At 70.3% G+C, this 26,027-nt stretch carries 24 protein-coding genes; 6 read left to right on the forward strand and 18 right to left on the reverse strand.

All coding sequences use genetic code 11. The features are described from left to right. Window position 1: 1 nt before the first annotated feature. The 10 genes from AC1C2S_RS00930 to AC1C2S_RS00975 form a co-directional block, all read right to left on the reverse strand. Entirely contained in the window at window positions 2-775 is a 774-nt protein-coding gene (locus AC1C2S_RS00930) for a CoA transferase subunit A (protein ID WP_495350664.1), read from the reverse strand. Continuing rightward, complete coding sequence (locus AC1C2S_RS00935) at window positions 772-1,683, reverse strand: alpha/beta fold hydrolase (protein WP_375837055.1); 912 nt, start codon at window positions 1,681-1,683, stop codon at window positions 772-774. The genes AC1C2S_RS00930 and AC1C2S_RS00935 overlap by 4 nt, the downstream gene beginning before the upstream one ends. Then, on the reverse strand, window positions 1,668-2,414 hold the full coding sequence (locus AC1C2S_RS00940) for a 3-hydroxybutyrate dehydrogenase (RefSeq protein ID WP_375837056.1): 747 nt from the start codon (window positions 2,412-2,414) through the stop codon (window positions 1,668-1,670). The genes AC1C2S_RS00935 and AC1C2S_RS00940 overlap by 16 nt, the downstream gene beginning before the upstream one ends. After that, complete coding sequence (locus tag AC1C2S_RS00945; RefSeq protein ID WP_495350665.1) at window positions 2,411-3,163, reverse strand: TetR/AcrR family transcriptional regulator; 753 nt, start codon at window positions 3,161-3,163, stop codon at window positions 2,411-2,413. The genes AC1C2S_RS00940 and AC1C2S_RS00945 overlap by 4 nt, the downstream gene beginning before the upstream one ends. Continuing rightward, window positions 3,160-4,761, reverse strand: coding sequence for a class I adenylate-forming enzyme family protein (locus AC1C2S_RS00950; RefSeq protein WP_495350666.1), 1,602 nt, complete (start codon window positions 4,759-4,761; stop codon window positions 3,160-3,162). The genes AC1C2S_RS00945 and AC1C2S_RS00950 overlap by 4 nt, the downstream gene beginning before the upstream one ends. Then, the gene (locus AC1C2S_RS00955) at window positions 4,754-5,953 is read right to left on the reverse strand and encodes a branched-chain amino acid ABC transporter permease (protein ID WP_495350667.1); all 1,200 of its coding nucleotides are present in this window, start codon (window positions 5,951-5,953) and stop codon (window positions 4,754-4,756) included. The genes AC1C2S_RS00950 and AC1C2S_RS00955 overlap by 8 nt, the downstream gene beginning before the upstream one ends. Continuing rightward, entirely contained in the window at window positions 5,950-6,825 is an 876-nt protein-coding gene (locus AC1C2S_RS00960) for a branched-chain amino acid ABC transporter permease (RefSeq protein ID WP_495350668.1), read from the reverse strand. The genes AC1C2S_RS00955 and AC1C2S_RS00960 overlap by 4 nt, the downstream gene beginning before the upstream one ends. After that, a complete protein-coding gene (locus AC1C2S_RS00965; RefSeq protein ID WP_495350669.1) occupies window positions 6,822-7,568 on the reverse strand; it encodes an ABC transporter ATP-binding protein in 747 nt (248 codons plus the stop codon). Before AC1C2S_RS00965 ends, AC1C2S_RS00960 begins: the two co-directional genes overlap by 4 nt. Further along, complete coding sequence (locus AC1C2S_RS00970) at window positions 7,565-8,320, reverse strand: ABC transporter ATP-binding protein (RefSeq protein ID WP_495350670.1); 756 nt, start codon at window positions 8,318-8,320, stop codon at window positions 7,565-7,567. Before AC1C2S_RS00970 ends, AC1C2S_RS00965 begins: the two co-directional genes overlap by 4 nt. Window positions 8,321-8,385: 65 nt before the next feature. Further along, complete coding sequence (locus AC1C2S_RS00975; protein WP_495350671.1) at window positions 8,386-9,582, reverse strand: substrate-binding domain-containing protein; 1,197 nt, start codon at window positions 9,580-9,582, stop codon at window positions 8,386-8,388. Window positions 9,583-9,729: 147 nt separating this feature from the next. Here AC1C2S_RS00975 and AC1C2S_RS00980 point away from each other — a divergent pair, with 147 nt between their 5' ends. Next, window positions 9,730-10,914: an acetyl-CoA C-acetyltransferase gene (locus tag AC1C2S_RS00980; RefSeq protein WP_495350672.1), complete on the forward strand. Its 1,185-nt coding sequence runs from the start codon at window positions 9,730-9,732 to the stop codon at window positions 10,912-10,914. Window positions 10,915-10,961: 47 nt separating this feature from the next. Then, complete coding sequence (locus AC1C2S_RS00985) at window positions 10,962-12,215, forward strand: low temperature requirement protein A (protein ID WP_495350673.1); 1,254 nt, start codon at window positions 10,962-10,964, stop codon at window positions 12,213-12,215. A 55-nt stretch (window positions 12,216-12,270) separates the two neighbouring features. On the opposite strand, the gene AC1C2S_RS00990 is transcribed toward AC1C2S_RS00985, so the two are convergent. From AC1C2S_RS00990 to AC1C2S_RS01015, 6 genes are all read right to left on the reverse strand, one after another. Beyond that, on the reverse strand, window positions 12,271-12,585 hold the full coding sequence (locus AC1C2S_RS00990; protein ID WP_495350674.1) for an SHOCT domain-containing protein: 315 nt from the start codon (window positions 12,583-12,585) through the stop codon (window positions 12,271-12,273). A 198-nt stretch (window positions 12,586-12,783) separates the two neighbouring features. Then, window positions 12,784-13,446 (reverse strand): response regulator transcription factor, encoded by a 663-nt coding sequence (locus AC1C2S_RS00995; RefSeq protein WP_495350675.1) that lies wholly within the window; start codon window positions 13,444-13,446, stop codon window positions 12,784-12,786. Beyond that, complete coding sequence (locus AC1C2S_RS01000; RefSeq protein WP_495350676.1) at window positions 13,443-14,612, reverse strand: sensor histidine kinase; 1,170 nt, start codon at window positions 14,610-14,612, stop codon at window positions 13,443-13,445. Before AC1C2S_RS01000 ends, AC1C2S_RS00995 begins: the two co-directional genes overlap by 4 nt. 115 nt (window positions 14,613-14,727) lie before the next feature. Further along, window positions 14,728-16,053, reverse strand: coding sequence for a M50 family metallopeptidase (locus AC1C2S_RS01005; RefSeq protein WP_495350677.1), 1,326 nt, complete (start codon window positions 16,051-16,053; stop codon window positions 14,728-14,730). A 218-nt stretch (window positions 16,054-16,271) separates the two neighbouring features. Next, a complete protein-coding gene (dxr, locus tag AC1C2S_RS01010; RefSeq protein ID WP_495350678.1) occupies window positions 16,272-17,363 on the reverse strand; it encodes a 1-deoxy-D-xylulose-5-phosphate reductoisomerase in 1,092 nt (363 codons plus the stop codon). A gap of 68 nt (window positions 17,364-17,431) precedes the next feature. Beyond that, window positions 17,432-18,070, reverse strand: a complete 639-nt coding sequence (locus AC1C2S_RS01015; RefSeq protein ID WP_495350679.1) for a hypothetical protein — start codon at window positions 18,068-18,070, stop codon at window positions 17,432-17,434. 118 nt (window positions 18,071-18,188) lie between these two features. On the opposite strand from AC1C2S_RS01015, the gene AC1C2S_RS01020 reads away from it, so the two are divergent. Together AC1C2S_RS01020 and AC1C2S_RS01025 are read left to right on the forward strand one after the other, a co-directional pair. Further along, on the forward strand, window positions 18,189-18,947 hold the full coding sequence (locus AC1C2S_RS01020) for a lysophospholipid acyltransferase family protein (protein WP_495350680.1): 759 nt from the start codon (window positions 18,189-18,191) through the stop codon (window positions 18,945-18,947). 46 nt (window positions 18,948-18,993) lie between these two features. Continuing rightward, a complete protein-coding gene (locus tag AC1C2S_RS01025) occupies window positions 18,994-19,932 on the forward strand; it encodes a hypothetical protein (protein WP_495350681.1) in 939 nt (312 codons plus the stop codon). On the opposite strand, the gene AC1C2S_RS01030 is transcribed toward AC1C2S_RS01025, so the two are convergent. Next, a complete protein-coding gene (locus tag AC1C2S_RS01030; RefSeq protein ID WP_495350682.1) occupies window positions 19,933-20,409 on the reverse strand; it encodes an OsmC family protein in 477 nt (158 codons plus the stop codon). Between the two features lie 105 nt (window positions 20,410-20,514). Between AC1C2S_RS01030 and gabT the strand changes: the two genes are divergently transcribed. Then, entirely contained in the window at window positions 20,515-21,891 is a 1,377-nt protein-coding gene (gene gabT / locus AC1C2S_RS01035) for a 4-aminobutyrate--2-oxoglutarate transaminase (RefSeq protein WP_495350683.1), read from the forward strand. Window positions 21,892-21,896: 5 nt separating this feature from the next. Then, entirely contained in the window at window positions 21,897-22,886 is a 990-nt protein-coding gene (locus AC1C2S_RS01040) for an asparaginase (RefSeq protein WP_495350684.1), read from the forward strand. 115 nt (window positions 22,887-23,001) lie between these two features. Here the strand turns inward: AC1C2S_RS01040 and AC1C2S_RS01045 are convergent, their stop codons facing one another. Continuing rightward, window positions 23,002-26,019 carry an FtsK/SpoIIIE domain-containing protein gene (locus tag AC1C2S_RS01045; RefSeq protein WP_495350685.1) on the reverse strand — a complete coding sequence of 1,006 codons (3,018 nt, stop codon included), beginning with the start codon at window positions 26,017-26,019 and terminating at the stop codon, window positions 23,002-23,004. Between the last annotated feature and the right edge of the window lie 8 nt (window positions 26,020-26,027).

A 26,027-nucleotide genomic window follows, 5' to 3' on the forward strand; every position in this document is an offset into this window, starting at 1 on the left:
CTCAGTTCCCCTCTCGCACGGTGCGACGTTCGATGCGCTTCTCGATCTCGTGGCCGACGACCACGATGCGGTCGACGTAGATGCCCGGCAGGTGCACGGCATCGGGGTCGATCTCGCCGGCGTCGACGATCTCCTCGACCTGTGCGATGCAGACGCGCCCGGCCATCGCCGCGAGCGGCGAGAAGTTGCGAGCCGACTTGTCGAAGACGAGATTGCCGTACCGGTCGCCCTTCAGCGCGTGCACGAGCGAGAAGTCGGTCGTGATCGCCTCTTCGAGCACGAACTCGCGGGCCACCCCCGCGACGTCGAACGTCTGCACGGGCTTCACCGGGCTCGCGACAGCGATCGTGCCGTCGGCGTGGTATCGCCGGGGCAGCCCGCCCTCGGCGACCTGCGTGCCCACGCCGGTTTGGGTGAAGAAGGCCGCGATGCCGCTGCCTCCGGCTCGCAGCTTCTCGGCGAGCGTTCCCTGCGGCGTGAGCTCGAGCTCGAGCTCACCCGAGAGGTACTGCCGCTCGAACTCCTTGTTCTCGCCGACGTACGACGAGGTCATCTTGGCGATGCGCTGCTTCGCGAGCAGCACGCCGAGCCCCCAGTCGTCGACGCCGCAGTTGTTCGAGACGACGGAGAGCCCGTCGACCCCTGCGTCGAGCAGGGCCTGGATCAGCACCATCGGGATGCCGCAGAGCCCGAATCCGCCGACGGCGAGATTTGAGCCCGAAGGGATGTCGGAGACCGCCTCTTGAGCGGACCCGACGACTTTGTCGAGTGTCACGATGCACCTTCCTGTGTTTCCGCCGCCTCGATGCGGGCACGGATCACAGGGATCACGCTACCCGCGCCGGGCTCGGTCATGACGATCGTGTAGTGGTTGACGTCGGCGACGTCGTGCACGACGAGCTGCGGCATCCGCTCGGCCCACTCGGCGACGAGCGCCTCGGGGTAGAGCGGAGCCTCGTCCTGCAGTCCGCGAGGAGCGCGGAAGAAGTCGACCGGCCCGGCCAACGCCCGGAGCGCTTCGAGGTATCCGCTCGCGCCGTCGAGCTGCACGGCGTTCTCCACGACGGCGGCAGCGACCGCCGAGCTCCTGAGGCTCGGCTCGACGCCGTCGAGGTCGTACTCGACGTATGCCTCGATCGAGGCGTTCCAGTACGGTCCGAGCGCCGGATGCCGCCGCCAGAAGTCGAGGTACGCGGCCCGATCGGGAAAGGTCATGGAGAGGCGCTCGAGCGCTGGGCCGAGCAGCAGCGCCGGCAGTTCCTCGTCGGGCACGCCCTCGGGGTTCGGCACCGGCAGCCCGCCGTCGACGAGCGCGATGCCCGCGACCCGATCGGGGTGGCGTTCGGCGAATCGCACCGAGACGAACGCACCCATCGAGTGGCCGAGCACGTAGACCCGGTCGACGCCGAGGGCGTCGAGGGCCGCGGCCACGTCGTCGGCGTGGCGCTCGAGGCCGTACGGTCCCGGCAGCGCGTTGCTGCGGCCACGACCGCGCAGGTCGGGGGCGATCACCCTCCGCTCGGCGAGGCCATCGGCCACGAGATCCCAGTTGCGGTGGGTCGCCGAGATGCCGTGCACGGCGAGCACGGGAAGGCCGGCGGCATCCGCTCGCCATTGGCCGCCCGCGAGCAGGCCGCCCTCGACGGGCGCGGCGAAGGCCGTCGACGTCACCGTGCGCTCCATCCGCCGTCGATCGTGTAGCTGGCGCCCGTCGCCATGCCGGCGGCCGGGCCCGCGAGCCACAGGGCCAGGCTTGCGACCTCCTCGGGCTCGACGAGCCGCTTGACGGCCGACTCCGTCAGCATGACCTTGGGCACCACCTCGTCTTCGGAGATGCCGTGCACCTTCGCCTGATCGGCGATCTGCCGCTCGACGAGGGGCGTGCGCACGTAGGCGGGGTTGATGCAGTTCGACGTGACGCCGTGCGGGCCGCCCTCGAGGGCGGTGACCTTCGAGAGACCCTCGAGGCCGTGCTTGGCCGCCACGTAGGCCGACTTGAACGGCGAGGCGCGCAGCCCGTGCACGCTCGAGATGTTGATGACCCGGCCGAAGCCGCGTGCGTACATGCCGGGCAGTGCGGCCCTGATGAGCAGGAACGGCGACTCGAGCATGAGCCGCAAGATGAACGCGAAGCGCTCGGGCTCGAACTCCTCGATCGGGCGCACGTGCTGGATGCCCGCGTTGTTGACGAGGATGTCGGCATCGAGCGAGAGGTCGGCGAGCGCGGCGGTGTCGCCGAGGTCGACCTGCCACGCCTCACCTCCGAGCTCGGCCGCGACGCGCTCGGCGGCCTCGCCGTTGAGGTCGGCGATGGTGACGTGCGCGCCCGCTTCGGCGAACGCGCGGGCGCAGGCCTCACCGATGCCGCTCGCTCCCCCGGTGACGAGCGCTCGGCGCCCGCTGAGATCGGTCACGATTCCTCCTTGCCGGCCGCGTCGCTGCGCGGTTCGATGTCGTCGTCGTTCGCCGGAGCGCGATCGGCGGTCTGTGCGCCGGAGCCCGTGCGATCGGTCGCCCGCCCGTCGGCCGAGGGTCGGCCGAGCGCCCCCTCGACGAAGCGCATCATCTCGTCGAGCACCTCGGGCGGCACGGCACGGGTGCCGCTCGCGGTCGGGTCGGCGTCGTCGCCGGGCGCTGCGTCGCCGTCGCCCCAGAGCACCCAGCGCATGCCGATCATCTCGCCGATGCCCATGAGCGCCCATGCCGCCACGGTCGGATCGATGTCGCCGATCTCACCGTCTTCGCTCGCCTCGCGGAGCCCGTCGATGTACCCGTCGACGATGCGCGTGTAGTGCAGGCGCAGCGCGTCGGGCGAGACGAGTTCGGCCTCGCGCACGACACGGTAGAGCGCAGGGTGCTCCGCCGTGAACCGGAAGAACGCCGCGAACCCCGCACGCTCGGCCTCGATGCGGTTCGCCGCGCCGCGTGTGCCCTCGCTCATGGCCTGGCGCACCCGATGGTTCAGGTCTTCGACGAGCTCGTTGAAGATGTCGAGCTTCGTGGCGAAGTACAGGTAGAAGGTGCCTTGGCCGACGCCTGCGCGGTCGGTGATGCGCGAGACGGATGCCTCGTGGTAGCCGTGTGCAGCGAAGACGTGCTCGGCCGCCTCGAGCAGACGGCGCCGGGTCTTCTCGCCACGTGCGGTTCGGGGTGCTGCACTCATCGTGCGTCCTCTCGGTGATGCGTGGTGGCGGGCTCGGCGCCGCTGTGGGCGTCGGCCCCGGCGTCGGCGATCGCGGTCGCGCGCTCGGCGAGCACCCGCCGCAGCACCTTGCCGGCCGTCGACCGCGGCAGTTCGTCCACGAGGTGCACCTCGCGCGGCACCTTGAACCGGGCGAGCGAGGCGCGGGCGAACTCGATGAGCTCGGCGGCATCCGTCACCCGCCCTCGACCGACGACCACCCAGGCCACGCCGGATTCGCCCCAGCGCTCGTCGGGAACTCCCACGACGGCGACGTCGGCGACGGCGGGGTGGCTCTGGAGCACGGCTTCGACCTCGGCTGGGGCGATGCCCTCGCCGCCCGAGATGTACACGTCCTTGATGCGGTCGACGATCGTGAAGTAGCCGTCGGCGTCGCGGCGCACGAGGTCGCCGGTGTGCAGCCACCCGTCGTGCAGCGCGGCCGCCGTGCCGGCGGGATCTCGGAAGTACCCGGCGAAGACCGACGGCCCGTGCACGAGCAGCTCGCCCTCTGCGTCGCCGTCGAGGCGTTCACCGGTCACCGGGTCGGCGACCGCGACGTCGACGTGCGGGTAGGGCTTGCCCGCCGATCCGGCGCGGCTCTGTGCGTCTTCGTCGGGAAGGCACAGCACGTTGGGCGACGCCTCGGTCAGTCCATAACCCTGGGCGAGCGCGACCCCGCGCGAGTGCCAGGCGCGCAGGAGCGCGGGTGGCATGGGCGCTCCCCCGACGATCGCGTGCTCGAGACTCGAGAGGTCGGTGCGGGCGAAGTCGGGATGCTGGGCGAGGAAGAGGTAGTTCGCGGGCACGCCCATCATCGACGTGATGCCGCGGTCCTGGATGAGGTGCAGCACCCGACCCGGATCGAAGGTGCGCTCGAGCACGACGGTCGCTCCGGTCCACCACGCGAGGAGCGGCTGGATATTCCATCCGCCCACGTGGTACTGCGGCATGACCGCGAGCACGGTGTCGGCCGCGCGGAGCTCCGAGATGCGCGAGAACGAGAGGTTCGTCCAGAAGCAGTTGGCGTGCGTGAGCACGGCGCCCTTCGGCGTCGCCGTGGTGCCCGAGGTGAAGATGATGAGCAGCGCGTCGTCGTCGGCGACCTCGGTGCGAGCGGATGGCGCCGAGGCTCCGTGTCTCGCCGGCGCGGGCATCTCGGCCTCGACGCCGTGCGCGCCGAGCGCAGCGGTGGGGATGACGCGGATGACACGGGAGAGCGTCGCCCGGGCGAGCGACTCGAACTCGCTCTCGATGAGGAGCAGCGCGGGATCGGCGATCTCGAGCTGGGTCGCGAGCTCTCGCGGAGCGAGGCGCCACGAGAGCGGCACGAGCACGAGGCCGGCCTTGGCGCACGCGAAGAACAGCACGACGTGATCGGCGCTGTTGCCGGTGAGGGTGGCGACCCGATCGCCGATGGCGAAGCCCGCGGCACGGAACGCCGCCGCGAGCCGTTCGGCCCGGTCGTCGAGTTCGCGGTAGCTGACCACGACGCCGCGGTCGTCGATCGCGACGCGTTCGGGGGTGGCGCGGGCGCGATCGCGCGTCCACCGTCCGAGCGTGTGGAGTGCGTCAGGCATCTGCGGCCTCCTCCGCTTCGGCCGGGTGCTGCTTCCGCCCGGTGCGGAGGCGCTGCGGGAGCCCCGCGATCCCCCCGGGCAGGAACAGCACCACGAGGATGAAGAGCGTTCCCAGAATGAACAACGGCTCGGAGAGCGGGATCCGGAGCACATCCGGCAGGGCCGCGATCGCGTCCGAGCCTGCGAGCGCCGTCAGGCGCTGGTCGAGCAGTGTGTAGACGATACCGCCCACGATCGCACCCCAGCGATACCCCACTCCGCCGAGCACGACGATGACGAGCAGGGTCAGCGTGAAGTCGGCCGTCGCGACACGCGGCGAGGCGCCCGACTGCAGCAGCAGGTAGCCCATGCCGGCGACGGCGGCGAGCACGGAGGCCACGATGAAGATCAGGAGCTTCACGGTGTAGGGGCGGATGCCGATCACGCGCACGCGCAGCTCGTTCTCGCGCGTCGCCTCGGCGACGTGGCCGGCCCGGCTCTGCTCGACCCAGAGCACCACGAGGTACACGAAGACGAGCACGCCGAGCGCCACCCAGTAGAGGTTGCGGGTGTTCAGCACGCCGACGAGCGCACCCGGCACGTTCGCGATGTCGAGCGAGAGGCCCTCGTCGCCGCCCGTCGCTCCGCCCGGATTGCGCCGGATGATCACCGAACCCGCCTGGGCGAACGCGAGCGTCACCATCGCGAACGAGATGCCGGTGACCCGCAGGGCGAGCGCCCCCACGGTCGCCGCGAGCACGAGCCCGAAGACGAGCGTGACGACGATCGAGCCGAGGAAGATGAGCTCGCTCGGCCAGGCCACCGGTGCGAACGCGTCGAGGGTCATGCCGAGTCCGTAGGCGCCCGCCGCGAAGAAGAGCGCGTGGCCGAACGACAGCAGTCCCGCGAGGCCGAACATCATGCGGTAGCTGAGGGCCAGGGCGGCGATGAGCATCGCGTAGGCGAGCAGCTGCAGCGTGCCCGGCGTGTACGTCGGGCCGGGCAGCACGCCCGGGATGTCGATCGCGAGGAGCGGCAGCAGCGCGAGCAGCACCACGAGCGCCGCCCCGCCGAGTGCGAGCCACAGGCTCTTCCGAGCGGATGCCCCGGCGCCCGCCGGTGCCGTGGAGGTGGTGGATGCCGCGGCTTCCGTCGATGGAGTGGATGCCGCGGCATCCGTCGTCTGGCGGGCCGTGCCCTGTCGGTCTGTCATGCGACCTTCCCCATCAGTCCGCGCGGGCGGATGAGCAGCACCGCGGCGAGCGCGATCACGACGACCAGGTCGCCCGTGCCGCCGAGGTAGAAGTTGGCGAACTGCTGCAGCACGGCGACGAGCACCGAGGCGATCGCGGCACCCGTGAGCGAGCCGAGCCCGCCGATCACCGTCACGATGAACGCGAAGATGAGCAACGTCGATCCGAGGTGGGCCGAGACGTAGCCGTAGTACACCGAGGCGAGCACTCCGCCGAGTCCCGCGGCCGCGCCGCCGATCGCGAAGACGAGCGTGAACGAGCGGCGCACGTCGATGCCGAGCGCGGTGACCATCGAGCGGTTCTCGACGCCGGCGCGGATGATGAGGCCGTACCTGGTCCTCCGGAGGAAGAGCACGATGCCGCCCAGCACGAGCAGCGCGCAGGCGATGAGGAGGAAGCGATCGTTCGGGATCTTCGCGCCGAGGATCATCGTCGTCTGGCCGAGCCAGGCGGGCTTCTCGGTGTAGATCGGGTCGGTGCCCCAGATGCCCTCGAAGAGGGCGACGCTCGCGAGCGAGAGGCCGACGGTCACGAGCGCCTGCTCGATGTGGCGTTCGTAGAGCCGCCGGATCAACAGGTACTCCGTGAGCGCCGCGACGATGGCGCCGACGGCGATGCCGACGAGTGCCGAGAGCGCGAGCCCCCACCAGGTCCCGTCGGAGACGCGGCGCCCGACCTCCCAGCCGATGAAGGCCGAGATCGTGAGGAACGAGCCGTGGGCGAAGTTCAGGACGCCCATGAGTCCGTAGATGAGGGAGAGGCCGCTCGCGACGAGGAAGTAGAGCGCGCCGAGGCCGAGGCCTGTGATGACGAGGAGGACGATCGTGCTCATCGGGCACCCTCCTCAGTCGCGTCGGCGTCGGCGTCGTGCACGCCGAGGTAGCGCTGGATGCGGTCCTCGTCGTCGAGGAGGTCTGCGGCCTCGCCCGCGAAGACGACACGGCCGCCCGAGAGCACGACGACCCGGTCGGCGAGCGCGCGGATGACGTGCAGGTTCTGCTCGACGAGGAGCATCGGCACGGTGCGCGCCGCTTCGCCGAGCGCCGCGGCGACCTCGTCGACGATCTTCGGGGCGAGCCCCTTGGTGGGTTCGTCGACGAGCAGGAGCCGGTTCTCGTTGACGAGGGCTCGGGCGAGGGAGACCATCTGCTGCTGCCCTCCGGAGAGCGTGCCCGCGCGTTGCGCGCGGCGGTCGTGGATATCGGGGAAGAGCTCGGCGATGTACTCGCGGCGGGGCCGGTCGTCGCGCTCGGCGAGCCTGAGGTTCTCGGCGACGGTGAGCGAACCGAAGACCTCGCGGTCCTCCGGCACGTAGCCGACGCCCTGCTGCACGATGCGGTGGGTCGGGAGGCGGTCGATGCGATCGCCGTCGAGCAGCACCTCGCCGCTCCGGTCGATGAGGCCGAGGATCGACTTGATCGTCGAGGTCTTGCCGACGCCGTTGCGGCCGAGCAGGGCAGTGACCCCCGTGGCCGCCACCTCGAAGGAGACGTCCTCGACGACCTGCTGACCGGCGATGCGCCCGGAGAGGCCCCTGACCGTGAGGATGGGTGCGGCCGAGGTCGCGGTGCTCACACCGCCTCCCCGAGGTAGGCGGACTGCACGGTCGGGTTCGCCATGACGGCCTCCGGGGTGTCGACGGCGAGCAGTTCGCCGTGATGCATGACCGCGACCCGGTCGACGAGGCCGAGCACGACCTCCATGTGGTGCTCCACCATGAGCACGGTACGACCGCCGCGGTGGAGTCCGCGGATCACCTCGGTGAGCGCCGGCACGTCGCCGGAGGCGACCCCGGCCATGGGCTCGTCGAGCAGGATCACCTTGGGGTCGGTCGCGATGAGCATGGCGATCTCGAGCTTGCGCTTCTCGCCGTGCGCGAGGCCGGAGGCCTGGGCATCGGCCCGGTGCTCGAGCCCGACCTCGGCGAGGCACTCGAGCGCACGTGCGCTCGCGGCATCCGTCGCCCGCGGCAGCCGGAAGACCGAGGTCGCGCCGCCGAGGTGGGCCTGAGCGGCGAGCCGCACGTTCTCCCGCACGCTGAGTGCGGCGAAGAGGCTCGACGTTTGGAAGGTGCGGCCGAGGCCGGCCGCCGCCCGGCGGTGGATCGGCTCCCGCGTGACGTCGGCGCCGTCGAGCACGACGCGGCCGTCGGTGGGGCGCATGACGCCGGAGATGACGTTGAAGAGGGTGGTCTTGCCGGCACCGTTGGGGCCGATCACCCCGAGCATCTCCCCGGCCGCCACGTCGAGCGAGACGTCGTGGAGGATGCGGGCGCCGCCGATACGGAGGCCGATGTGCTCGAGGCTGAGCATCGCGTCGTGGGTCATGGTCGCCTTACTGCGAGTCGGATGGAGAGCGGCGGCCGTGCTCGAGGGCACGGCCGCCGCGCAGGTCACTTGCCGGCGACCGGCGGTGCCACCGATTCGGCGTCGACGGTGTCGACGAGTTCGGGCACCCAGTTCGCTCCGTCCTGCACGAGCTTCGCCTGGTACATCGGCTGGATCATGGCGTGGTCCTCGGCGCGAACCGTGATCTCGCCCTTCACCGAGTCGAAGGTCCAGCCCTCGAGCGCGGCGATCATGCCGTCGACGGTGTCGCCGCCCTCGCGCACGGCCTGCACGATCATCTGCGCCGCCACGAAGCCGTCGGGCGAGAAGAGGTCGGCGGTGGCGCCCGCGGCCTCGAGGTGCTCGATCATCGCGGCCTCGGCATCGGTGCCCGCTGCACCGCCGAAGTAGTGGTTCAGGAACGAGATGTCGCTCGAGGCGTCGCCGTAGGCTCCGTAGGTCGCGACGTCGCCGAGGCCCGTCACGACGGGCACCTGGTCGAACACGCCCTGCTGCGAGAGCGCGGTCCACATGGCTCCCGAGGAGGCGCCGGCCCACGCGACGAACACGAGGTCGGGTGCCGCGTCGACGAGCTGCTGCGCGAAGGGCGTGAACTCGGTCGCATCCTCGGCGACGAGCACTCCCTCGACGGTCGCGCCCTGGCCGCCGAGCACGGCCTGCACGCCGGCGAGGTTGCCCTGGCCGAAGGCGTTGTCCTGCGCGAAGACGACGACCTTCTTGCCGGCCGGGTCGCCGATGAAGGTGCCCGCGGTGGCGACGTCCTGGTAGGTCTGGCGGCCCGAGCGGAAGGTGTACTCGTTGACGCCGGTGATGGCGTCGGCGGCCGCGGGGCCCGAGATGTAGAGGATCTGGTTCTGCGCGGCCTGCTCGGCGAGCGCGGTGGCGATGCCCGATGCGGCGGTGCCCGCGAGGATCTGGTAGCCCTGACCGATGAAGTCCTTCGCCTTCGAGACGGCGGTGTCGGGGTTGCCCTGGTCGTCGGCCCACTCGATCTCGAGTTCGCGGCCGTCGACCGTGCCGGTGCCGTCGGTCGCGTAGTCGAGGCCGGCCTCGAAGCCCGCCGTGTAGGCGGCACCGTACGCGGCGAGCGGTCCGGTCTGGCTCGTGAGCATCGCCACCTTCACGGGGGCGGCGGCATCCGTCGACTCGGTGCCGCCGGTGGCGGTCGGGGCGCACCCGACCAGTGCAATGGTCGCGGCGGCGATGACGGCCGTCGCGAGGTACTTCTTCGTAGCTCGCATGGGTTGTGCCTCTCAACAGTGAATGGCTGGAACGTGGGGTGGATCGACTTGCTGCGTTCAGTCAACCTGACAGCTGGTTCAGGTCTCAGGTAAGTACAATAGGCTCAGAGCCGCAACGCTCGCAACCCGAACGAAGGAGTCCTGGTAATGAGCATCCCCGACGTCGTCATCATCGCCGGCGCACGCACCCCGTTCGCCCGCATCAACGGCAACCTCGCGGGCCAGACGGCGGTCGAGCTCGGCACCGTCGCCATCCGCGGCGCACTCGAGAAGGCCGGGGTCTCCCCCGACGACGTCGACGCCGTGATCATGGGCCAGGTGCTCCAGGCGGGCGCCGGCCAGAACCCCGCGAAGCAGTCGGCGGTTGCCGCCGGCATCCCGTGGCGGGTTCCAGCCACGACCGTCAACAAGGTCTGCCTGTCGGGCCTCGTCGCCATCACGGATGCCGCGAGGCTCATCCGCCTCGGCGAGGCATCCGTCGTTGTGGCCGGTGGTCAGGAATCGATGACCAATGCGCCGCACCTGCTACCCGGCTCGCGTCGCGGCCAAGCGTACGGCTCGTGGGAGATGCTCGACCACGCAGCCAACGATGGACTCACCGATGCCTTCGACCACGAATCCATGGGCGCCTCGACCGAACGGTTCAACGGCCGTTACGAGATCACGCGCGCGGCGCAAGACGAGATCGCGGCTGCATCGCACAAGCGCGCCGGCGCTGCACAGGCCGACGGCGTCTTCGCCGACGAGATCGTGCCGGTTGAGATTCCCCAGCGCAAAGGCGCCCCCCTGATCGTCGCCGAAGACCAGGGAGTGCGTCCCGACTCGACCGTCGAGGTGCTCGCGAAACTCCGACCTGCGTTCACCGCAGAGGGCACGATCACCGCGGGCAACTCATCGCCGCTCTCCGACGGTGCTGCCGCCGTCGTCGTGGCGAGCCGCGAATGGGCCGAGGCCCGCGGGCTGCCCTGGCTCGCGCTCGTCGGCGCAGCCGGCCAGGTCGCCGGCCCCGACAATTCGCTGCACGCGCAGCCCGCCAACGCGATCGCCGCAGCGCTCGAGAAGTCCGGTGGCACGGCGGCCGAGCTCGACCTCATCGAGATCAACGAGGCCTTCGCGGCAGTCTCACTCGAGTCGACGCGTGAGCTCGGCGTCTCGGCCGACATCGTCAACGTGCACGGCGGCGCCATCGCGGTCGGGCATCCCATCGGAGCATCAGGCGCACGGCTCGCGCTGCACGCCGCGCTCGAGCTCTCCCGTCGCGGCACGGGCCGCGCGGCCGTCGCGCTCTGCGGCGGCGGCGGACAGGGCGAGGCACTGCTCCTCTCGCGCTGACGCGCACGGTGGCGCCCCGTCGCGCCCCCGCGTGCGACGATATCGGCATGACCACCCCGACGCATCCGCCACTCGACCATCGGCTGCGGCGCATGGTCGGCCGCGACCCCGATGAGCCGCACCGCACCGCCACACCACTCGAACTGCTCTTCGATCTCACCTTCGTGGTGGCGTTCAGCCAGGCTGGAACGCAGGCCGCGCACCTGCTCGAGATCGGGCACTTCGTTCCCGCCATCATCGGATTCGCGATCGCCGTCTTCGCGATCTGCCTCGCCTGGATCAACTACGCGTGGCTCGCCTCGGCCTACGACACCGACGACGTCTTCTTCCGCATCGCGACGATGGTGCAGATGCTCGGCGTACTCGTGCTCGCACTCGGGCTTCCGGCGGTGTTCACTTCGATCGACGAGGGCGATCACCTCGACACCGGGGTGGTGGTCACCGGCTACGTGATCATGCGGCTCGCGGCCGTCGCGGTGTGGCTGAGGGTCGCGCGAGACTCCCCCGCGCACCGGCGATCGGCGCTCGCCTACGCGATCGTGATCGTCGCCATCCAGGTCGGCTGGGTGTCGACCATCTTCATCAACCCGTCGCTGCCCGTCATGCTCGGGATCTTCGCGCTGCTCGGCACGCTCGAGCTGCTCGGGCCGTACTTGATCGAACGCCGCGTCGGCGGCACACCGTGGCACGGGCACCACATCGCCGAACGCTACAGCCTGCTCGTCATCATCACGCTCGGCGAGGTCGTGCTCGGCACGATCCTGGCCATTTCGGCCGTGGTGGAGGAACAGAGCTGGTCGCTCGAAGCGGCCCTCGTCGCGTTCGGCGGCACGCTGCTCGCCTTCGGGATGTGGTGGGTCTACTTCACAATGCCATCGGGCAAAGTGCTGCAGCGATTCCGGGAGCGCGGGTTCGTGTGGGGCTACAGCCAGCTCGCGATCTTCGGTTCGATCGCGGCGACCGGCGCCGGACTGCACGTCGCCGCGTACGTGATCGAGGGCGAAGCGCACATCGGCGAAATCGCGGCACTGTCGACGCTGATCGTACCCGTCGCAATCTTCCTCGTCGCGCTCTTCACGATCTATTCGCTGCTCCTGCGCGAACTCGACCGGTTCCACATCCTGCTGTTCGTGCTCAGCATGGCGATGCTCGGCATCGCGCTCCTCGCGGTCGTCGCCGGTGCGAGTATGGGCGCGGGCATCGTGCTGACGGCGTGTGCGCCGCTCGTCGTGATCGTCGGCTACGAGACGGTCGGCTACCGGCATCAGGCCGCCGCGCTGCAGCGGGCGCTCGACACGTAGCGCCGTGTTCGGTCGAGGGGCGGATGCTGCGACATCCGCCACTCGACCGAAGCGGTCAGGCGTTCGGCCGGTTGGCGCGCAGCACCTCGAGGCGGGCGCGGTACTCGGTCTCGTCGATGTCTCCCTTGGCGAAGCGCTCGGCGAGCGTCGACTCGGCACCCGCGGCGGCGCCGCGCATCCACGGCGGGCCGTACGAACCGTCGGGTGCGCCGTGCGCCCAGTGGCGGCGCCGGCTGCGGGTGACCAGGAAGACGATCAGGCCGATGACGAGGAACCAGAAGATCGGGATGAGGAAGAAGGCCCATCCGAAGCCGGCCGCCCAGGGGCCGGCGTGGGTGACCACCGCGGTGGTGGCGAGGGTGGCGAGCATGATGACTCCAGTGATCGTGCGGTCTGCGGTTCAGACCGTCGATTCGAGTCTCGCGAGCGCGAGACATCCGCGAATCCGCCCGGCGGAGTCACTTCGGATGCTCCCCGGGGAGCATGTCGGGGGCTTGGCCTGCTCCTGACGGCCTGTCCCTCTTCCTCCCCCGGCTTCCGCACGACCGTGAGCGAGCGGATGCCTCGGCTACTGCCAGCCCGGCGCGACGAGCCCCGACTCGTAGGCGACGACGACGAGCTGCACCCGATCGCGAGCGTGCAGCTTCGACATGATGCGCGAGACGTGCGTCTTCGCAGTGAGCGGGCTGAGCACGAGCCGGCCCGCGATCTCGTCGTTCGTGAGCCCGAGGCCGACGAGGCGCAACACCTCGCGCTCGCGGTCGGTCAGCGCGGCGAGCCGTTCTTCATCGGGGGCGTCGCGAAGGCCGACCGACATGCGTTCGAGCAATCGCTTCGTGACCCCCGGCGACAGAAGCGCCTCACCGCTCGCGACGACCCGCACCGCACGGATGAGGTCGACGGGCTCGGTGTCCTTCACGAGAAATCCGCTCGCACCCGCACGTACGGCCCGCGCGACGTATTCGTCGAGCTCGAAGGTCGTCACGATGACGACGCGTACTCCGGCGAGTTTCGGGTCGGCGGCGATCTGCTCGGTCGCCCAGAGGCCGTCGCTGCCGGGCATGCGGATGTCCATGAGCACGACGTCGACGGATTCGCGTCGCACGAGTTCGAGCAGCTCCTCACCGTTCGAGGCCTCTCCGACGACCTCGACGTCGTCTTCCGATTCGAGCAGCGCGCGGAACCCCGCACGCACGAGGATCTGGTCGTCGGCGAGCGCGACGCGGATCATGCGACCCCTCCCCAGGGCAGCCGGGCGGTGACGCGGGTGCCGCCGAGCGACGACGGCCCGAGCTCGACCGTGCCGCCGAGAAGTGCCGCGCGCTCACGCATGCCGAGCACGCCGCTACCGTCGCGGCCCGCGGTTCCGGCGTCGACACCGGTGCCGTCGTCCTCGACGGTGAGCACGAACTCATCGCCGTCTCGCTCGACCATGACGGTCGCGTGAGACGCACCGGCGTGCCGCACGACGTTCGTGAGTGCCTCTTGCGCGATGCGATACCCCGCGAATTGCACCGCGCGGCGCGGCGACTCGGCCAATCGGTCGACGAGCTGCGCGTCGAGGCCGGGCGAGCGGATGCCGCGCACGAGCCTCGGCAACTCGGCGAGCTCGGCCTGCGGCGCGAGCGGTGCCTCACCGTCTCGGATGACGCCGAGCACGGCGCGCACCTCTTCGAGCGCGGACTTCGACGTCTCCTTGATGTTGCCGAGCGCCGCCCGGGCCTGTTCGGTGTCGCGGTCCATGAGGTGCAGCCCGACACTGGCCTGCACGTTGATCTGCGAGAGTGCGTGGCCGATGACGTCGTGCAGTTCGCGGGCGATGCGCACGCGCTCTCGCTCTTCCGCGCTCTGGCGTCGGCGCATCGCCTCGGCGCGGTACGCCGACGCGCGCGAGCGGCGGGTCCGCACGAACCAGCCGATGCCGAAGCAGACGGCGAGTGCGAGGGTCGTGAACGCGACGCGGAACGGATGCCACGAGAGCCCGATCATCGAACCGAGCACGATCGCCGCGGCCCAGGCCACCACGACTGAGGCGACCGCCCAAACTACGGCACCGCGCGCGACGGCGAGCACGATCGCGAAAGCGAGCGCGATGTACGGCGGCCCGACGTCGGGAGCGAGCACGACATCGGCGAGCGCGACGGCCGCGACGACGGCGACCGTCGGGCCCGGGTATCGTCGGGCGCCGAGCAGGGCGAGCGGGCCTGCCGCGGCGAGCGCCACCTGGCCGATCGCGGCCGCCCATGGCACGCCGGTCCACACCGCGATGCCGATCGCGGCGGGCACCTGCACGAGCAGGCTGATGATGACCGGCGCGAACAGCACGAAGCCCGGCGGCGGCCGGAATCGTTCGGGGCGACCATCCCACTGGTGGTCCACCCACGGCGGCACAGGCATCCCCCGATCGTATCGCCGGCGGCGACGGCTGGAATCGGCCCCGCGGAGGCTCACCCGCTACTCCGCAGGGAGTACGAGTTGATCTGGCACGCGATGGACGCGATCGGCACCCGGCTCAGAAGAATTGCACCGGCTTGACGATGTCGGCGTAGATGAGCAGCGCGCTCATCGCGCCGAACACGACGACGACCGCGAGGGTGACCGGCATCAGCTTTGCCAGGTCGACGGGGCCCGGGTCAGGGCGGCGGAAGAGCTTGGCGAAGCCGCGACGGATGCCTTCCCAGAGCGCACCCGCGATGTGGCCGCCGTCGAGGGGCAGCAGCGGGATCATGTTGAACACGAAGAGCGCGATGTTCAGTGAACCGAGGATGCCGACCATGGTCGCCGCCTTCGAGGCGATCGGGATCTCGTCGATCGTCGCGATCTCGCCGGCGAGCCGGCCGACGCCGACGACGGACATCGGCCCGTTGGGGTCGCGCTCTTCCGGGCCGAATGCGGCATTGGCGACGTCGATGATGCGCTGCGGCAGGTTCAGGATGATGCCGGCGACGCCGGCGACGTTCTCACCGACGGCGGGCAGCACGGCGGTCACCGGTTGCTGCACGGTCTCGCTCGCAGCGCCGATGCCGACGAACCCGGCCTGCACGGTCAGCTGCTCGCCCGAGGCATCCGTCGCCACTTGGCCCTTGTCGTCGAGCACGAAACGCTCGCTCAGCATCGGGGTCACCTCGAGCTCGATGGTCTCGCCGTCGCGTTCGACGATGAAGGCGACCGGCTCGTTCGGATGATCGCGGATGATCGCCGTCGACTCCGCCCAGGTCTCGATGGGCTCACCGGCGACGGATACGATGCGGTCGCCTGGTTCGATGCCGGCTGCCGCGCCGGGCGCGGCAGGGTCACTCGCTTCGCACGTCTGCCGTTCACTCGTCGCCGGCAGGGCGCACGCGGAGACGGAGCCGACGGTCGTCGAGGATTGGGTGACGCCGAAGCCCATGAGCAGCACCGCGAAGAGCACGACCGCAAGCAGCAGGTTCATGAGCGGTCCGCCGAACATGACGATGATGCGCTTCCACACGGGCAGGAGGTAGAAGGCGCGATGCTCGTCGCCCGCCGTGATCGTCTCGGCACTCGAATCGCGGGCGTCTTGCACGAGTCCGCGGAAGAACCCGGTGCTGTCGGCGTGCACCTGCTCGCCCTTGGCGGGCGGGAACATGCCGATCATCGAGATGTAGCCGCCAAGCGGAATGGCTTTGACGCCGTACTCGGTCTCGCCCTTCTTGCGCGACCAGATGGTCGGACCGAAGCCGATCATGTACTGGGTGACCTTGACGCCGAAGAGCTTGGCGGGCACGAGGTGGCCGATCTCGTGCAGGCCGATCGACACGGCAAGGCCGATCACAATGATGACGACGCCGAGGATGAAGGCGAGCACGGATTCCACGGCTGCAAGCGTAGTGCGCGAGCCTTCGAGTGCGCTGGCGGTCGGCTGTGAGCTCAGCACCGTTGCTCGCTGGTCGAGTAGCGACGGTTCCGCTGGTCGAGTAGCGACGAAGGAGCGTATCGAAACCCCGCACGAGGATCTCGATACGGCCCTGGCGGGCCTACTCGATCAACGGGATGGCGGGCCTACTCGATCAACGGGATGGCTGGCCTACTCGATCAACGGGAGACGCCGGCGATGCGTGCCTCTGCGGCACGGCGCGCGGCGCTCTCGGCTTCGCCCAGCGACTCGATCGACAGCGCCCCGTCGGATGCCTCGTGCGCCTCGACCACCGCGCGCACCGTGTCGACGATGTCGAGGAAGCCGATGCGCCCGGCGTGGAACGCCGCCACCGCCTCCTCGTTCGCCGCATTGAAGACCGCGGGGTACTCGCCGCCCGCGCGCCCGACTTGCTTGGCGAGCGCGACCGCGGGGAACGCTTCGTTGTCGAGCGGCTCGAACGTCCACTGCTGCGCGGTCGTCCAGTCGAGTGGCTTGCCGATGCCGCCTACCCGATTCGGCCAATCGAGGCCGAGCGAGAGCGGCAGCCGCATGTCCGGCGGCGAGGCCTGGGCGATGGTCGAGCCGTCGATGAACTCGACCATCGAGTGCACGATCGACTGCGGGTGCACGACGACGTCGATGCGGTCATACTCGACGCCGAAGAGCAGGTGCGCCTCGATGACCTCGAGGCCCTTGTTGATGAGGGTCGCCGAGTTCGTCGTGACGACGAGGCCCATGTCCCACGTCGGGTGCGCGAGCGCCTCGGCCGGCGTCACGGCGGTGAGCTCTTCACGACGTCGCCCGCGGAACGGCCCGCCCGAGGCGGTCAGCACCAGCCGGCGCACCTCATCGGCGGTGCCGGCGCGCAGCGCCTGCGCGATCGCCGAGTGCTCGGAGTCGACCGGCACGATCTGGCCGGGCTTCGCGAGCCGGGTCACGAGGTCGCCGCCGACGATGAGCGACTCCTTGTTCGCGAGCGCGAGCGTGGTGCCGCGCTCGAGCGCCGCAAGCGTCGGCCCGAGTCCCACGGAACCCGTGATGCCGTTCAACACGACATCGGCGTTGACATCACGCACGAGCTGTGCGGCCTCATCGATGCCGACCGCCGTGTGCTCGACTCCGAACTCGGCGGCCTGGGCATCGAGTACCGCGCGGTTGGAGCCGACGGCGAGGCCGACGACGTCGAACCGCCGCGGGTTCGCCCTGATGACGTCGAGGGCCTGGGTGCCGATCGAACCGGATGAGCCGAGGATGATGACGGAACGCATGCCTCCACTGTATGAGCGTGCGCGTCGGTCCGGGCGCGCGCGTCGGGCGCGCGTTCCGGCTCCGGCGCTCAGCCGAGCACCGCGACCGAAGCGGCCCGGTTGCCCGGCACCTCGATGTCGTGGAATCGGATGTCGCGCCAGCCCGACCCGAACTCGGGCACGCTCCGTTCGATGCGACCGACCCCGCCGTCGTCGCTCGGCATGGTGAGCGCGAGGCGCGACGGTTCGATGAAGTCCGTGTGTCCGACCGCGCGCAGGAGCGCGGTCTTCCGGGCCCACAGCGTCGCCCGGGCGATCGCACGGCTCGCGGGGTCGAACCCGTCGAGGGCTGTGCGCTCGTTCGCATGGAACGCGGCTTCGTCGATCACTTCTCCCGGGTCGAGCGTGGCTGCTTCGATGCCGACACCGAGCGGATGCCGCGTGGCCGCCGCCGCGACCACTGCATCGCCCGCGACCGCGACATCGGCGTACCACGCCCCGCCGGAGGGCGTCAGCGGGTACGCGACCGACGGCCGCCCGTGCCGCGCACCGCACTCGGCGCAGGCATGCACGAGTTCAACGTCGTCGGCGGGCACTCCGGTCGAACGCGCCACGAGTCCGCGCAGCACCGAATCGGCACCCGGCCCGCGCCTGCCCCGCGACACCACGACGACGCGCACCCCCGAGGCTTCGAGCTCGATCAGCTCCCCCTCGGCCGCGACATCCATGCCCCCATCTTCTCGCACGAAGGCCGCGTCGTCGGCGCGCCGGGCCCTGCGATCTGTGCGACGCGCGCGGGATCCTGATATGCCGTGCCACGCATGTCGGCGCGCGTAGGGTCGCAAGGTGACTGAGATCGAGGCCGCTGCCGTCCCCGCACCGGTCCGTCAGGGACCCCTCTACCGCATCGTGCGTGGCATCCTCCGCCCGCTCGTGCGCCTCATCTATCGCCCGAAGATCATCGGCGCCGAGCACGTGCCGATGCGCGGCCCCGTGATCCTCGCCTCGAACCACCTCTCCTTCGTCGACAGCATCGTGATCCCCCTCGCGTCGCCACGGCCCGTGCAGTTCCTCGCGAAATCCAGCTACTTCACGGGCACGGGCTTCTCGGGTTGGGTTTCGCGCACTTTCTTCGGTGCGATCGGCGCTGTCGCCGTCGAACGCGGTGCAGGCTCGCAGGCGCAGGAGGCGCTCGACGCCGGCCGACGCATCCTCGAGGCGGGCAACGCCTTCGCGATCTACCCCGAGGGCACGCGTTCGCTCGACGGCCGCCTCTATCGCGGCCGCACCGGCGTGGCGTGGCTCGCGCTCATCACCGGTGCGACGGTCGTTCCCGTCGGACTCATCGGCACCGAGCAGATCCAGCCCGTCGGTGCGAAGCTCCCGCGCGTGCGACCGGTGACGGTGCGCTTCGGCGAGCCGCTCGATCTCGCCCGCCACGGCCAGGCGACATCGGGCCGTGCGCGCAGGGCCGCGACCGACGAGATCATGGCGGCGATCCACGCGCTGAGCGAGCAGGAGCTCGCCGGCGTGTACAACGAGACGCCGCCGCAGGGCGCCCTCGCCAAACTCGCCGATCGGGTCGCGCCACGCGAGCGGATGTGACCGGATTCCCAGCCGATCCCGGATTCGCCCCGGTATCGTCAGTCCGATGAGTTCCGCCAAGGTTGTCGCCCGCATCACCGCGGCCGTGCTCGTCATGCTCTCGTTCGCCGCGTGCGCAGGCCCGAGCGAGACTCCACGTGCCGCGGGGGCCCAGTCGGACGCCGTCGCCGTCGCCGAACTGCCGATCCCGCCGGCGAAGCAGTTCGACCCGAGCTTCATCGTGAGCGACGACTCGTTCTACGACGCCGGTGCGATGAGCGAACAGCAGATCCAGGCCTTCCTCGGCGGGCTCGACTGCCGCCCCGACGGCCGGGTCGCGTGCCTCGCCGACTACAAGCAGAGCACCACCACGCAAGCCGCCGCAGGGCCGGGGCATTGCGCGGAGTACCGTGGCGGCATCCGCGAGCGCGCGAGCCGCATCATCGCGAAGGTGTCTGCCGCGTGTGGCGTGAGCCCGAAGACACTCCTCGTGCTGCTGCAGAAGGAGCAGTCCCTGCTGACCCGGCCGAGCGAATCGGGCTACCTTCGCGCCACAGGTTACGGATGCCCCGACACGGCCGACTGCGACACGAAGTACTTCGGCTTCTTCAACCAGGTGTACAACGCCGCGTGGCAGTTCCGGCAGTACACCGAGGAGCCCGACCGCGCGTATCACGTCGGCGCGGTCGACGTGCAGTTCCATCCCGATGCCGCGTGCGGAGCGGCATCCGTCACCATTGCCAACCAGGCAACGGCAAACCTCTACAACTACACGCCCTACCAGCCCAACCCGGCGGCGATCGCCGACCCCGAAATCGGCGACGGGTGCTCGGCGTTCGGCAACCTGAACTTCTGGCGACTCTGGCACCGTTGGTTCGGCGATCCGAGCTCGGAGCGCTACCCCGGCTTCCTGCCGCCGTGCAGCCGGCTCGTCGGCGGGCATGCCTGCCCGATTCCCGAGGCGACCCTGCCGGCCGCACCGCCGAGGCCGAGCGTGGCGGGCTGATCAGGTCAGCATCGTCACGACCGGCTCGTGTCGCACCGGGAAGGCGACGGATGCCGCGATGAAGCATTTCTCGGATGCCTCGGCGTGCAGTGTCCGCGCAAGCTCGACCATCGAAGCATCCGCGACCTCGATGTGCGGACGCAGCACCGCCTCGACGAATGCACCGCCGCCGCGGCCGTCTTCCCGCATGAGGCCCGTCGCCGCGTCCGAGTAGCTGCGGACGATCACGCCGTGGTTGGTGGCAACGTGCAGGTAGGCGAGCATATGGCATTCGCTGAGGGCGGCGAGGAGCAACTCCTCGGGATTCCAGCGCTCGCGGTCGCCGTGGAAGGCCCGGTCGCTCGACCCGGCGATCTCGTGCAGCTTGTCGGCGGCGCGCACGACGTGCCGGCGGTCGTAGGAGCGATAGCCCGCGGTGCCCTCGCCGCGGTCGCCCTGCCATTCGACCTCGATCGCGTAGTGGTGTTCGCCGAGCATTCGTCCTCCGATGCGAGCATGGTCCTGTCATTCGATTCTCCACCTCGAAGCGCTCTGCCACGGCGCTCCGGCGCTCCGGCGCGGCGGCGATAAGCTGGATGCACCATGACTGATACCCCCATCGCCGCCCAGACAGCCGACGCCCCGGTCTACACAGTGCCGCAGGAGCGCAAGGTCGTGACCGCCATCCCCGGTCCGAAGTCTCTCGAGCTGCAGGCGCGACGATCGAAGGTCGTCTCAGCCGGCGTCTCGTCGGCCCTGCCCGTCTACATCGAGCGTGCCAACGGCGCGATCCTCGTCGATGTCGACGGCAATCAGTTCGTCGACTTCGGCGCCGGCATCGGCGTGACGACCGTCGGTCACACTGAGCAGCGCGTCGTCGCGGCCGCGGCGAGCCAGCTGCAGGATGTCATCCACACGCTCTTCACGATCACCCCCTATGAGGAGTACGTGCGGGTCGCCGAGCTCCTCGCCGAGCACACGCCAGGCAACTGGGAGAAGAAGAGCGTACTCGTCAACTCGGGCGCCGAGGCCGTCGAGAACGGCGTGAAGATCGCCCGCAAGCACACCGGCCGTCGCGCCGTGGCTGTGCTCGACCACGCGTATCACGGTCGCACGAACCTCACCATGGCCATGAACTACAAGGCGCACCCCTATGCGACGGGTTACGGCCCGCTCGCCGGCGACGTCTACCACGCGCCGAGTTCGTACCCGTATCACGACGGCCTGTCGGGCGCGGATGCCGCGGCGCGCACGATCGCGTATCTCGAGAAGGTCGTCGGAGCGAGCGACCTGGCCTGCCTCGTCGTCGAGCCGATCCAGGGCGAGGGCGGATTCATGGTTCCCGCCGACGGATTCCTGCCGATCCTGCAATCCTGGTGCACAGAGAACGGCGTCATCATGATCGCCGACGAGATCCAGTCGGGCATGGCCCGCACCGGCCGCTACTACGCGAGCGAGCACTTCGGCTGGGAGCCCGACCTCGTGCTCTCGGCGAAGGGCATCGCGGGCGGCCTCCCCCTCGCTGCGGTCACCGGCCGCGCCGAGATCATGGATGCTTCGCAGCCCGGCGGGCTCGGCGGCACTTTCGGCGGCAACCCCGTCGCGTGCGCCGCAGCGATCGCGGTGTTCGAGTCGATCGAGGAGGACGGCCTGCTCGCCGAGGCGCAACGCATCGAGGCGACCTTCCGGACCGGCCTCGAACGTCTGGCCCGGCGTTACGACATCATCGGTGAGATCCGTGGCAAGGGGGCGATGATCGCCATCGAACTCGTGCAGCCCGGTACCGCCGAGACGACGAAGGCGCCCAACGCCGAGGCCGTCACCGCGCTCGTCGCCGCTGCCGCACAACACGGTGTGCTCTTCCTGAACGCCGGCACCTACGGCAACGTGCTTCGATTCCTGCCGAGCCTCGCGGTCAGCGACGCCCTCATCGAAGACGGGCTCCGCGTGCTCGACGACGCCCTCGCCTCGCTCGGATAGCACAGGTGGCCGGCACATTCTCAGTCGCTGACTCCGTCGAACTCGCCGTGGTCGAGCGTAGTGATTTCATCGAGTCCCGGCACGCGGGTTCCGCCATCGTGCTCTCCGCCGAGGGCGAGGTGCTGCGCGCTCTCGGCGACGTGGTCACCCCGATCTTCCCTCGCTCGTGCCTCAAGCCGTTCCAAGCGGTCGCCGTGATGACCTCGGGCGTCACACTCCGCGGCGAAGATGCGGCGATCGCCACGGGCAGCCACTCGGGTACCGCCGGCCACGTGGCGCTCGTGCGGGGTCTCCTCGAGCGGGCGTCCCTGCCCGAGTCGGTACTCGGCTGCCCGCCTGCCGCACCCTCCGACCAGGTCTCGCGCGAGCAGCTCATCCGCTCCGGCGGTGCCCGCGAGCGGGTGTACATGAACTGCTCGGGCAAGCACGCGGCGATGCTCCTCGCGTGCGTCGCCAACGACTGGCCGCTCGAGGGATACCTCGATCCCGAGCATCCGCTGCAGAAACGAGTACTCGACGTCATCGAGCGGTTCACGGGTGAGCGGCCGGCGGCGACCGCCGTCGACGGATGCGGCGCGCCCGTGCACGCCATCAGTCTGAACGGTCTTGCCCGCGGCATCCAGAAGATCACGACGGCCGCACCCGGCTCGCCGTTCGCGCTGTACCGCGAGGCCGCCGCACTCACCGGGGCCGTTCGCGAGCATGCGTGGGCCGTCGGCGGCCCGGGGCAGCCCGACACCGTCGCGATCGAGCGTCTCGGAGTCTTCGCCAAGATCGGCGCCGAGGGCGTCATGGTGATGACGGCACCCGATGGCACGACGGTCGCGCTCAAGGTGCTCGACGGTTCGTCGCGCGCGTCGACGATCATCGCGCTTCGGCTCCTCGCCCAGACGGGTGCCGTCGACGATCACGCCATCGACACCGTGCAGACCGAACTCGATCTCTGGGTCATGGGTGGCGAGCGCCGTGTGGGCGCGGTCCGGGCAACGATCTGACCGGCATCCCCCAAACGGCCCTTTGCGGCATCCGCAACAGGATGACCCGCCGCGGGGTCTCGAAAACAGGCGGCACAGCACGTTTTCGATCGTGAATGCCTGTATCGAGACGGTGTCAGTGTTCGGTGCGCTCCGGCCAGCTCGCGCGCCGCACGGATGTGCCGGGTTCGACGACCCAGCACTGCGCCTGACCTTCGTCGAGGAGCGGGGGCAGTTCGCGTGCCCGCACGAGGGAGCGATACTCGGCCGCCCCTCCGCGGACGACCAGGACGGCATCCTCCCGGAGTGCAGCCGTGAGGCCCCAACTCGCCGACCAGGCGTCGCTGTCGCCCACGATGACGGGTGGCGGTGCGTCGGCAGGGTGGGTGGCCAGCGCCGCCCGAACAGCGGATTCGCCGCCGGCTGAGAGGAGCAGTGGAGTTCGTCCGAGGGCTGCGATCGACGTCGCCGCGGCTCGCGGTGCCGCGGCGGCGACCGCATACAACCGCTCGGCACTCAACTCGAGCTGCGGCACCGGACGGTGCACTCGAGGCGCGGGGCGCTCCACCTCGACGAGCTGTACGCGGTGTCCGCGCCACTGCCCCGCACCGGGGGCGTCGCCCGCTCGCCAGAGTTCACCCCGGCCGCCCGCCTGAACGAGGTCGGAACGAGTCGCGTGCCGCAGTACCAACCGTGCGCCGAACCCGTCGCGGAGGGCCCCTCCGAGCCCATGCGACTGCACCGCGGAGGCGGCGACCGCGGTGCCTCGACCGCGCCCTTCCCTGACGAGGGCCTCGACCATTTCGAGGGCAGCGAGGCGGTAGTCGTCGGGCCATGCTCGGAACCGTGCGTCGAGATCGTCGATCACGACGAGACGAGGTGGCGTCGCCTCTGCACGAATGGCGCCCAGGACACCGACGAGCCCTTCCCATACCGCGCCGCGTGTGCCCTCGAGTCGCAGCACCGCGCTCGGCCCGTACGCGCGCTCGGCGGCGTGCTCGACCGTTGCGAGCGCAGTGCTGCGGCCACTCCCGGGCACGCCCAGCACGAGCAGGCTTCCGTCGGCGCGAGGCGACCAGCGGGCGATGCTCCGTCGTTGCTGCTCGGGCTCGTCGAGCACGCCGATCGCGAGCGCAGAGCCCGCGGCGTGCTCCGTCGCGTCTGCGGAACTCGATGGATCTGATGCGGAACTCGATGGTTCTGATGCGGAGCCGCGCGGAACCAGGGCCGCGAGCCCCTCAGGGGTGATGCGAGTGGGCAGCGGATCCAGCCAAGTGCGCCGCGCACGCCGGAGCCCCGCTGTCCGCGCTGCAAGCACGGTGATCGTCGCGGCATCGGCGATCGCGGACTGGAAGAGCACGGGACATCCGTCGCCGCGATCGACGACTCCTCGACCCGGCGAATCCGGCCGGATCTCTGCTGCCAACGGACTGCCCACCACCGCTTCGCTGTCTGATCGCTGCATGACTCGAAGCGACACCCGGATCGCGCAGTTGGCCGTGACCTGTTCGCGCACGACCCCGTTCGGTCGCTGCGATGCGAGCACGAGATGCACACCGAGCGACCGTCCGCGGGCTGCGATGTCGCCGATGATCGCACCGAGGTCGGGGAACCGTTCGATCATCGCCTGGAACTCGTCGACGACGATGACCAGTCGTGCCAGCTCCACTTCGTCGCCGAGGTCGGCGATGTCGCGCTTGCCGGCCGCGCCGAGCACCGACTCCCGGTGCCTGAGTTCGGCCCGCAGGCTCGAGACCGCGCGTTCGGCCTCGGGCTCGTCGAGGTCGGTGACGATGCCCGTCACGTGCGGGAGGACACGAATCGGTTCGAATGCGGCCCCACCCTTGAAATCGACCAGGAGGAACGAGACACGCGCGGGCGGATACGCGCTCGCGAGCGCCGCCATCCAGGCGAGCAGGAACTCGCTCTTGCCGCTGCCGGTCGTGCCGGCGACGAGCGCATGCGGGCCATCGCGCACGAGATCGAGTTCGAGCGTGCCGCCATCGACGGCGCCGACTGCCACGACGAGCGTCGAGCGGTCCGACGATGCGACGGCCGGGCGGTGCAACTCGTCGAGTCGAACGCGCTCGGGAAGCGAGCCCGCCAGCGTGCCGAGCCCGGCTCGTTCCGCGGCGAGCGCCGCCGATCGGGCCCAACCCGCCGCCTCGGCTGCACCGATCAGGAGCGGCGCGAACCGCGAGTCGGCGACACCGCCGCGTCTGCGCAGAGTCGCTGCATCAGGTGCCTCGAGCACCACGACCGTCTGCAGGCCCGGCGGCAGGTCTGCAGCCTCGCGCGCGACGGCGATCACCGCGAACGGCGGTCGGTCGGGCTGTGAGGCCTGACGGGCAGCGGATGCAGCGGATCGCCAGGGCTCTTCGCCACCGTCACCTTCGTCGACGACGAGCAGGGTGGAGCGACTCGGGTTGCCCCAGTGCGGCAAGAGCCGCAACCAACTCCACGAGCCTCGCACGGGCACGTCGGGACCATCGAAGCCCACCGAACCGACGGAACCCTCGATGCCGAAGCTCCGCGGACTCACGTTGTGAGCGAAGTGCACGACCGCAGCACGCGCCGCGGCGCGGGCGAGAGACGGGTCGCCCACGAAACCGATGCCGGCACCCACTTCGGCGACCACGGGCGCATTCTCCAGTCGTGCGGCCCCGAGCAGCAGGTCACGATCGACTGCGTCGACGGGGCTGCCGTCGACCCGCAGCGAACTCGCGACCGCACCACGGCCGAGCACGATCGGAGGCGGCTCCTCGTCGCGCCAAGCCGCATATTCGCCGGACTCGAGCATCGCTCGTGGCGAGGGTGCGCGACGCCACGCACTTGCTCGCTCGAGGACGTGGCGCTCCTCGATCTCCACCGCGAGTTCGTCGAGGCGCTGCTGCCGCTCGCCCGCCGCCCGACGGCGGTGCCGACGCGCCTGCCGCCGCGCATCCAACATCGACGCGATCGCCACAAGTGGGCCGAGCACGGCGAAGACCAGCGCGAAGGGCGAGCGCGTGATCGCCCAGAGCGCGATGGCGCCGACCACCGGAGCGAACGTGGCCAGCACTGGGAAGCCGGCGCGGGCCGGCTCTGCGGGCGCAGCAGGCAGGGTGAGCGGAGTGTCCACCGAATGCGGTGCGGGGTCGAATCGTTGCACCATGCGATCTG

This window comes from Agromyces sp. Y782, from assembly GCF_059445405.1.

Excerpts from the sequence above, each read along its gene's own strand:
- AC1C2S_RS01025 (WP_495350681.1), top strand. The coding sequence starts at position 18,994 with ATGAGTTCCGCCAAGGTTGTCGCCCGCATCACCGCGGCCGTGCTCGTC.
- AC1C2S_RS01000 (WP_495350676.1), bottom strand. The coding sequence starts at position 14,612 with ATGCCTGTGCCGCCGTGGGTGGACCACCAGTGGGATGGTCGCCCCGAA.
- AC1C2S_RS00955 (WP_495350667.1), bottom strand. The coding sequence starts at position 5,953 with ATGACAGACCGACAGGGCACGGCCCGCCAGACGACGGATGCCGCGGCA.
- AC1C2S_RS00975 (WP_495350671.1), bottom strand. The coding sequence starts at position 9,582 with ATGCGAGCTACGAAGAAGTACCTCGCGACGGCCGTCATCGCCGCCGCG.
- AC1C2S_RS00995 (WP_495350675.1), bottom strand. The coding sequence starts at position 13,446 with ATGATCCGCGTCGCGCTCGCCGACGACCAGATCCTCGTGCGTGCGGGG.
- AC1C2S_RS00985 (WP_495350673.1), top strand. The coding sequence starts at position 10,962 with ATGACCACCCCGACGCATCCGCCACTCGACCATCGGCTGCGGCGCATG.
- gabT (WP_495350683.1), top strand. The coding sequence starts at position 20,515 with ATGACTGATACCCCCATCGCCGCCCAGACAGCCGACGCCCCGGTCTAC.
- AC1C2S_RS00960 (WP_495350668.1), bottom strand. The coding sequence starts at position 6,825 with ATGAGCACGATCGTCCTCCTCGTCATCACAGGCCTCGGCCTCGGCGCG.
- AC1C2S_RS00950 (WP_495350666.1), bottom strand. The coding sequence starts at position 4,761 with ATGCCTGACGCACTCCACACGCTCGGACGGTGGACGCGCGATCGCGCC.
- AC1C2S_RS01015 (WP_495350679.1), bottom strand. The coding sequence starts at position 18,070 with ATGGATGTCGCGGCCGAGGGGGAGCTGATCGAGCTCGAAGCCTCGGGG.
- AC1C2S_RS00945 (WP_495350665.1), bottom strand. The coding sequence starts at position 3,163 with ATGAGTGCAGCACCCCGAACCGCACGTGGCGAGAAGACCCGGCGCCGT.
- AC1C2S_RS01045 (WP_495350685.1), bottom strand. The coding sequence starts at position 26,019 with ATGGTGCAACGATTCGACCCCGCACCGCATTCGGTGGACACTCCGCTC.
- AC1C2S_RS00990 (WP_495350674.1), bottom strand. The coding sequence starts at position 12,585 with ATGCTCGCCACCCTCGCCACCACCGCGGTGGTCACCCACGCCGGCCCC.
- AC1C2S_RS00970 (WP_495350670.1), bottom strand. The coding sequence starts at position 8,320 with ATGACCCACGACGCGATGCTCAGCCTCGAGCACATCGGCCTCCGTATC.
- AC1C2S_RS00935 (WP_375837055.1), bottom strand. The coding sequence starts at position 1,683 with ATGGAGCGCACGGTGACGTCGACGGCCTTCGCCGCGCCCGTCGAGGGC.
- AC1C2S_RS01030 (WP_495350682.1), bottom strand. The coding sequence starts at position 20,409 with ATGCTCGGCGAACACCACTACGCGATCGAGGTCGAATGGCAGGGCGAC.
- AC1C2S_RS00980 (WP_495350672.1), top strand. The coding sequence starts at position 9,730 with ATGAGCATCCCCGACGTCGTCATCATCGCCGGCGCACGCACCCCGTTC.
- dxr (WP_495350678.1), bottom strand. The coding sequence starts at position 17,363 with ATGCGTTCCGTCATCATCCTCGGCTCATCCGGTTCGATCGGCACCCAG.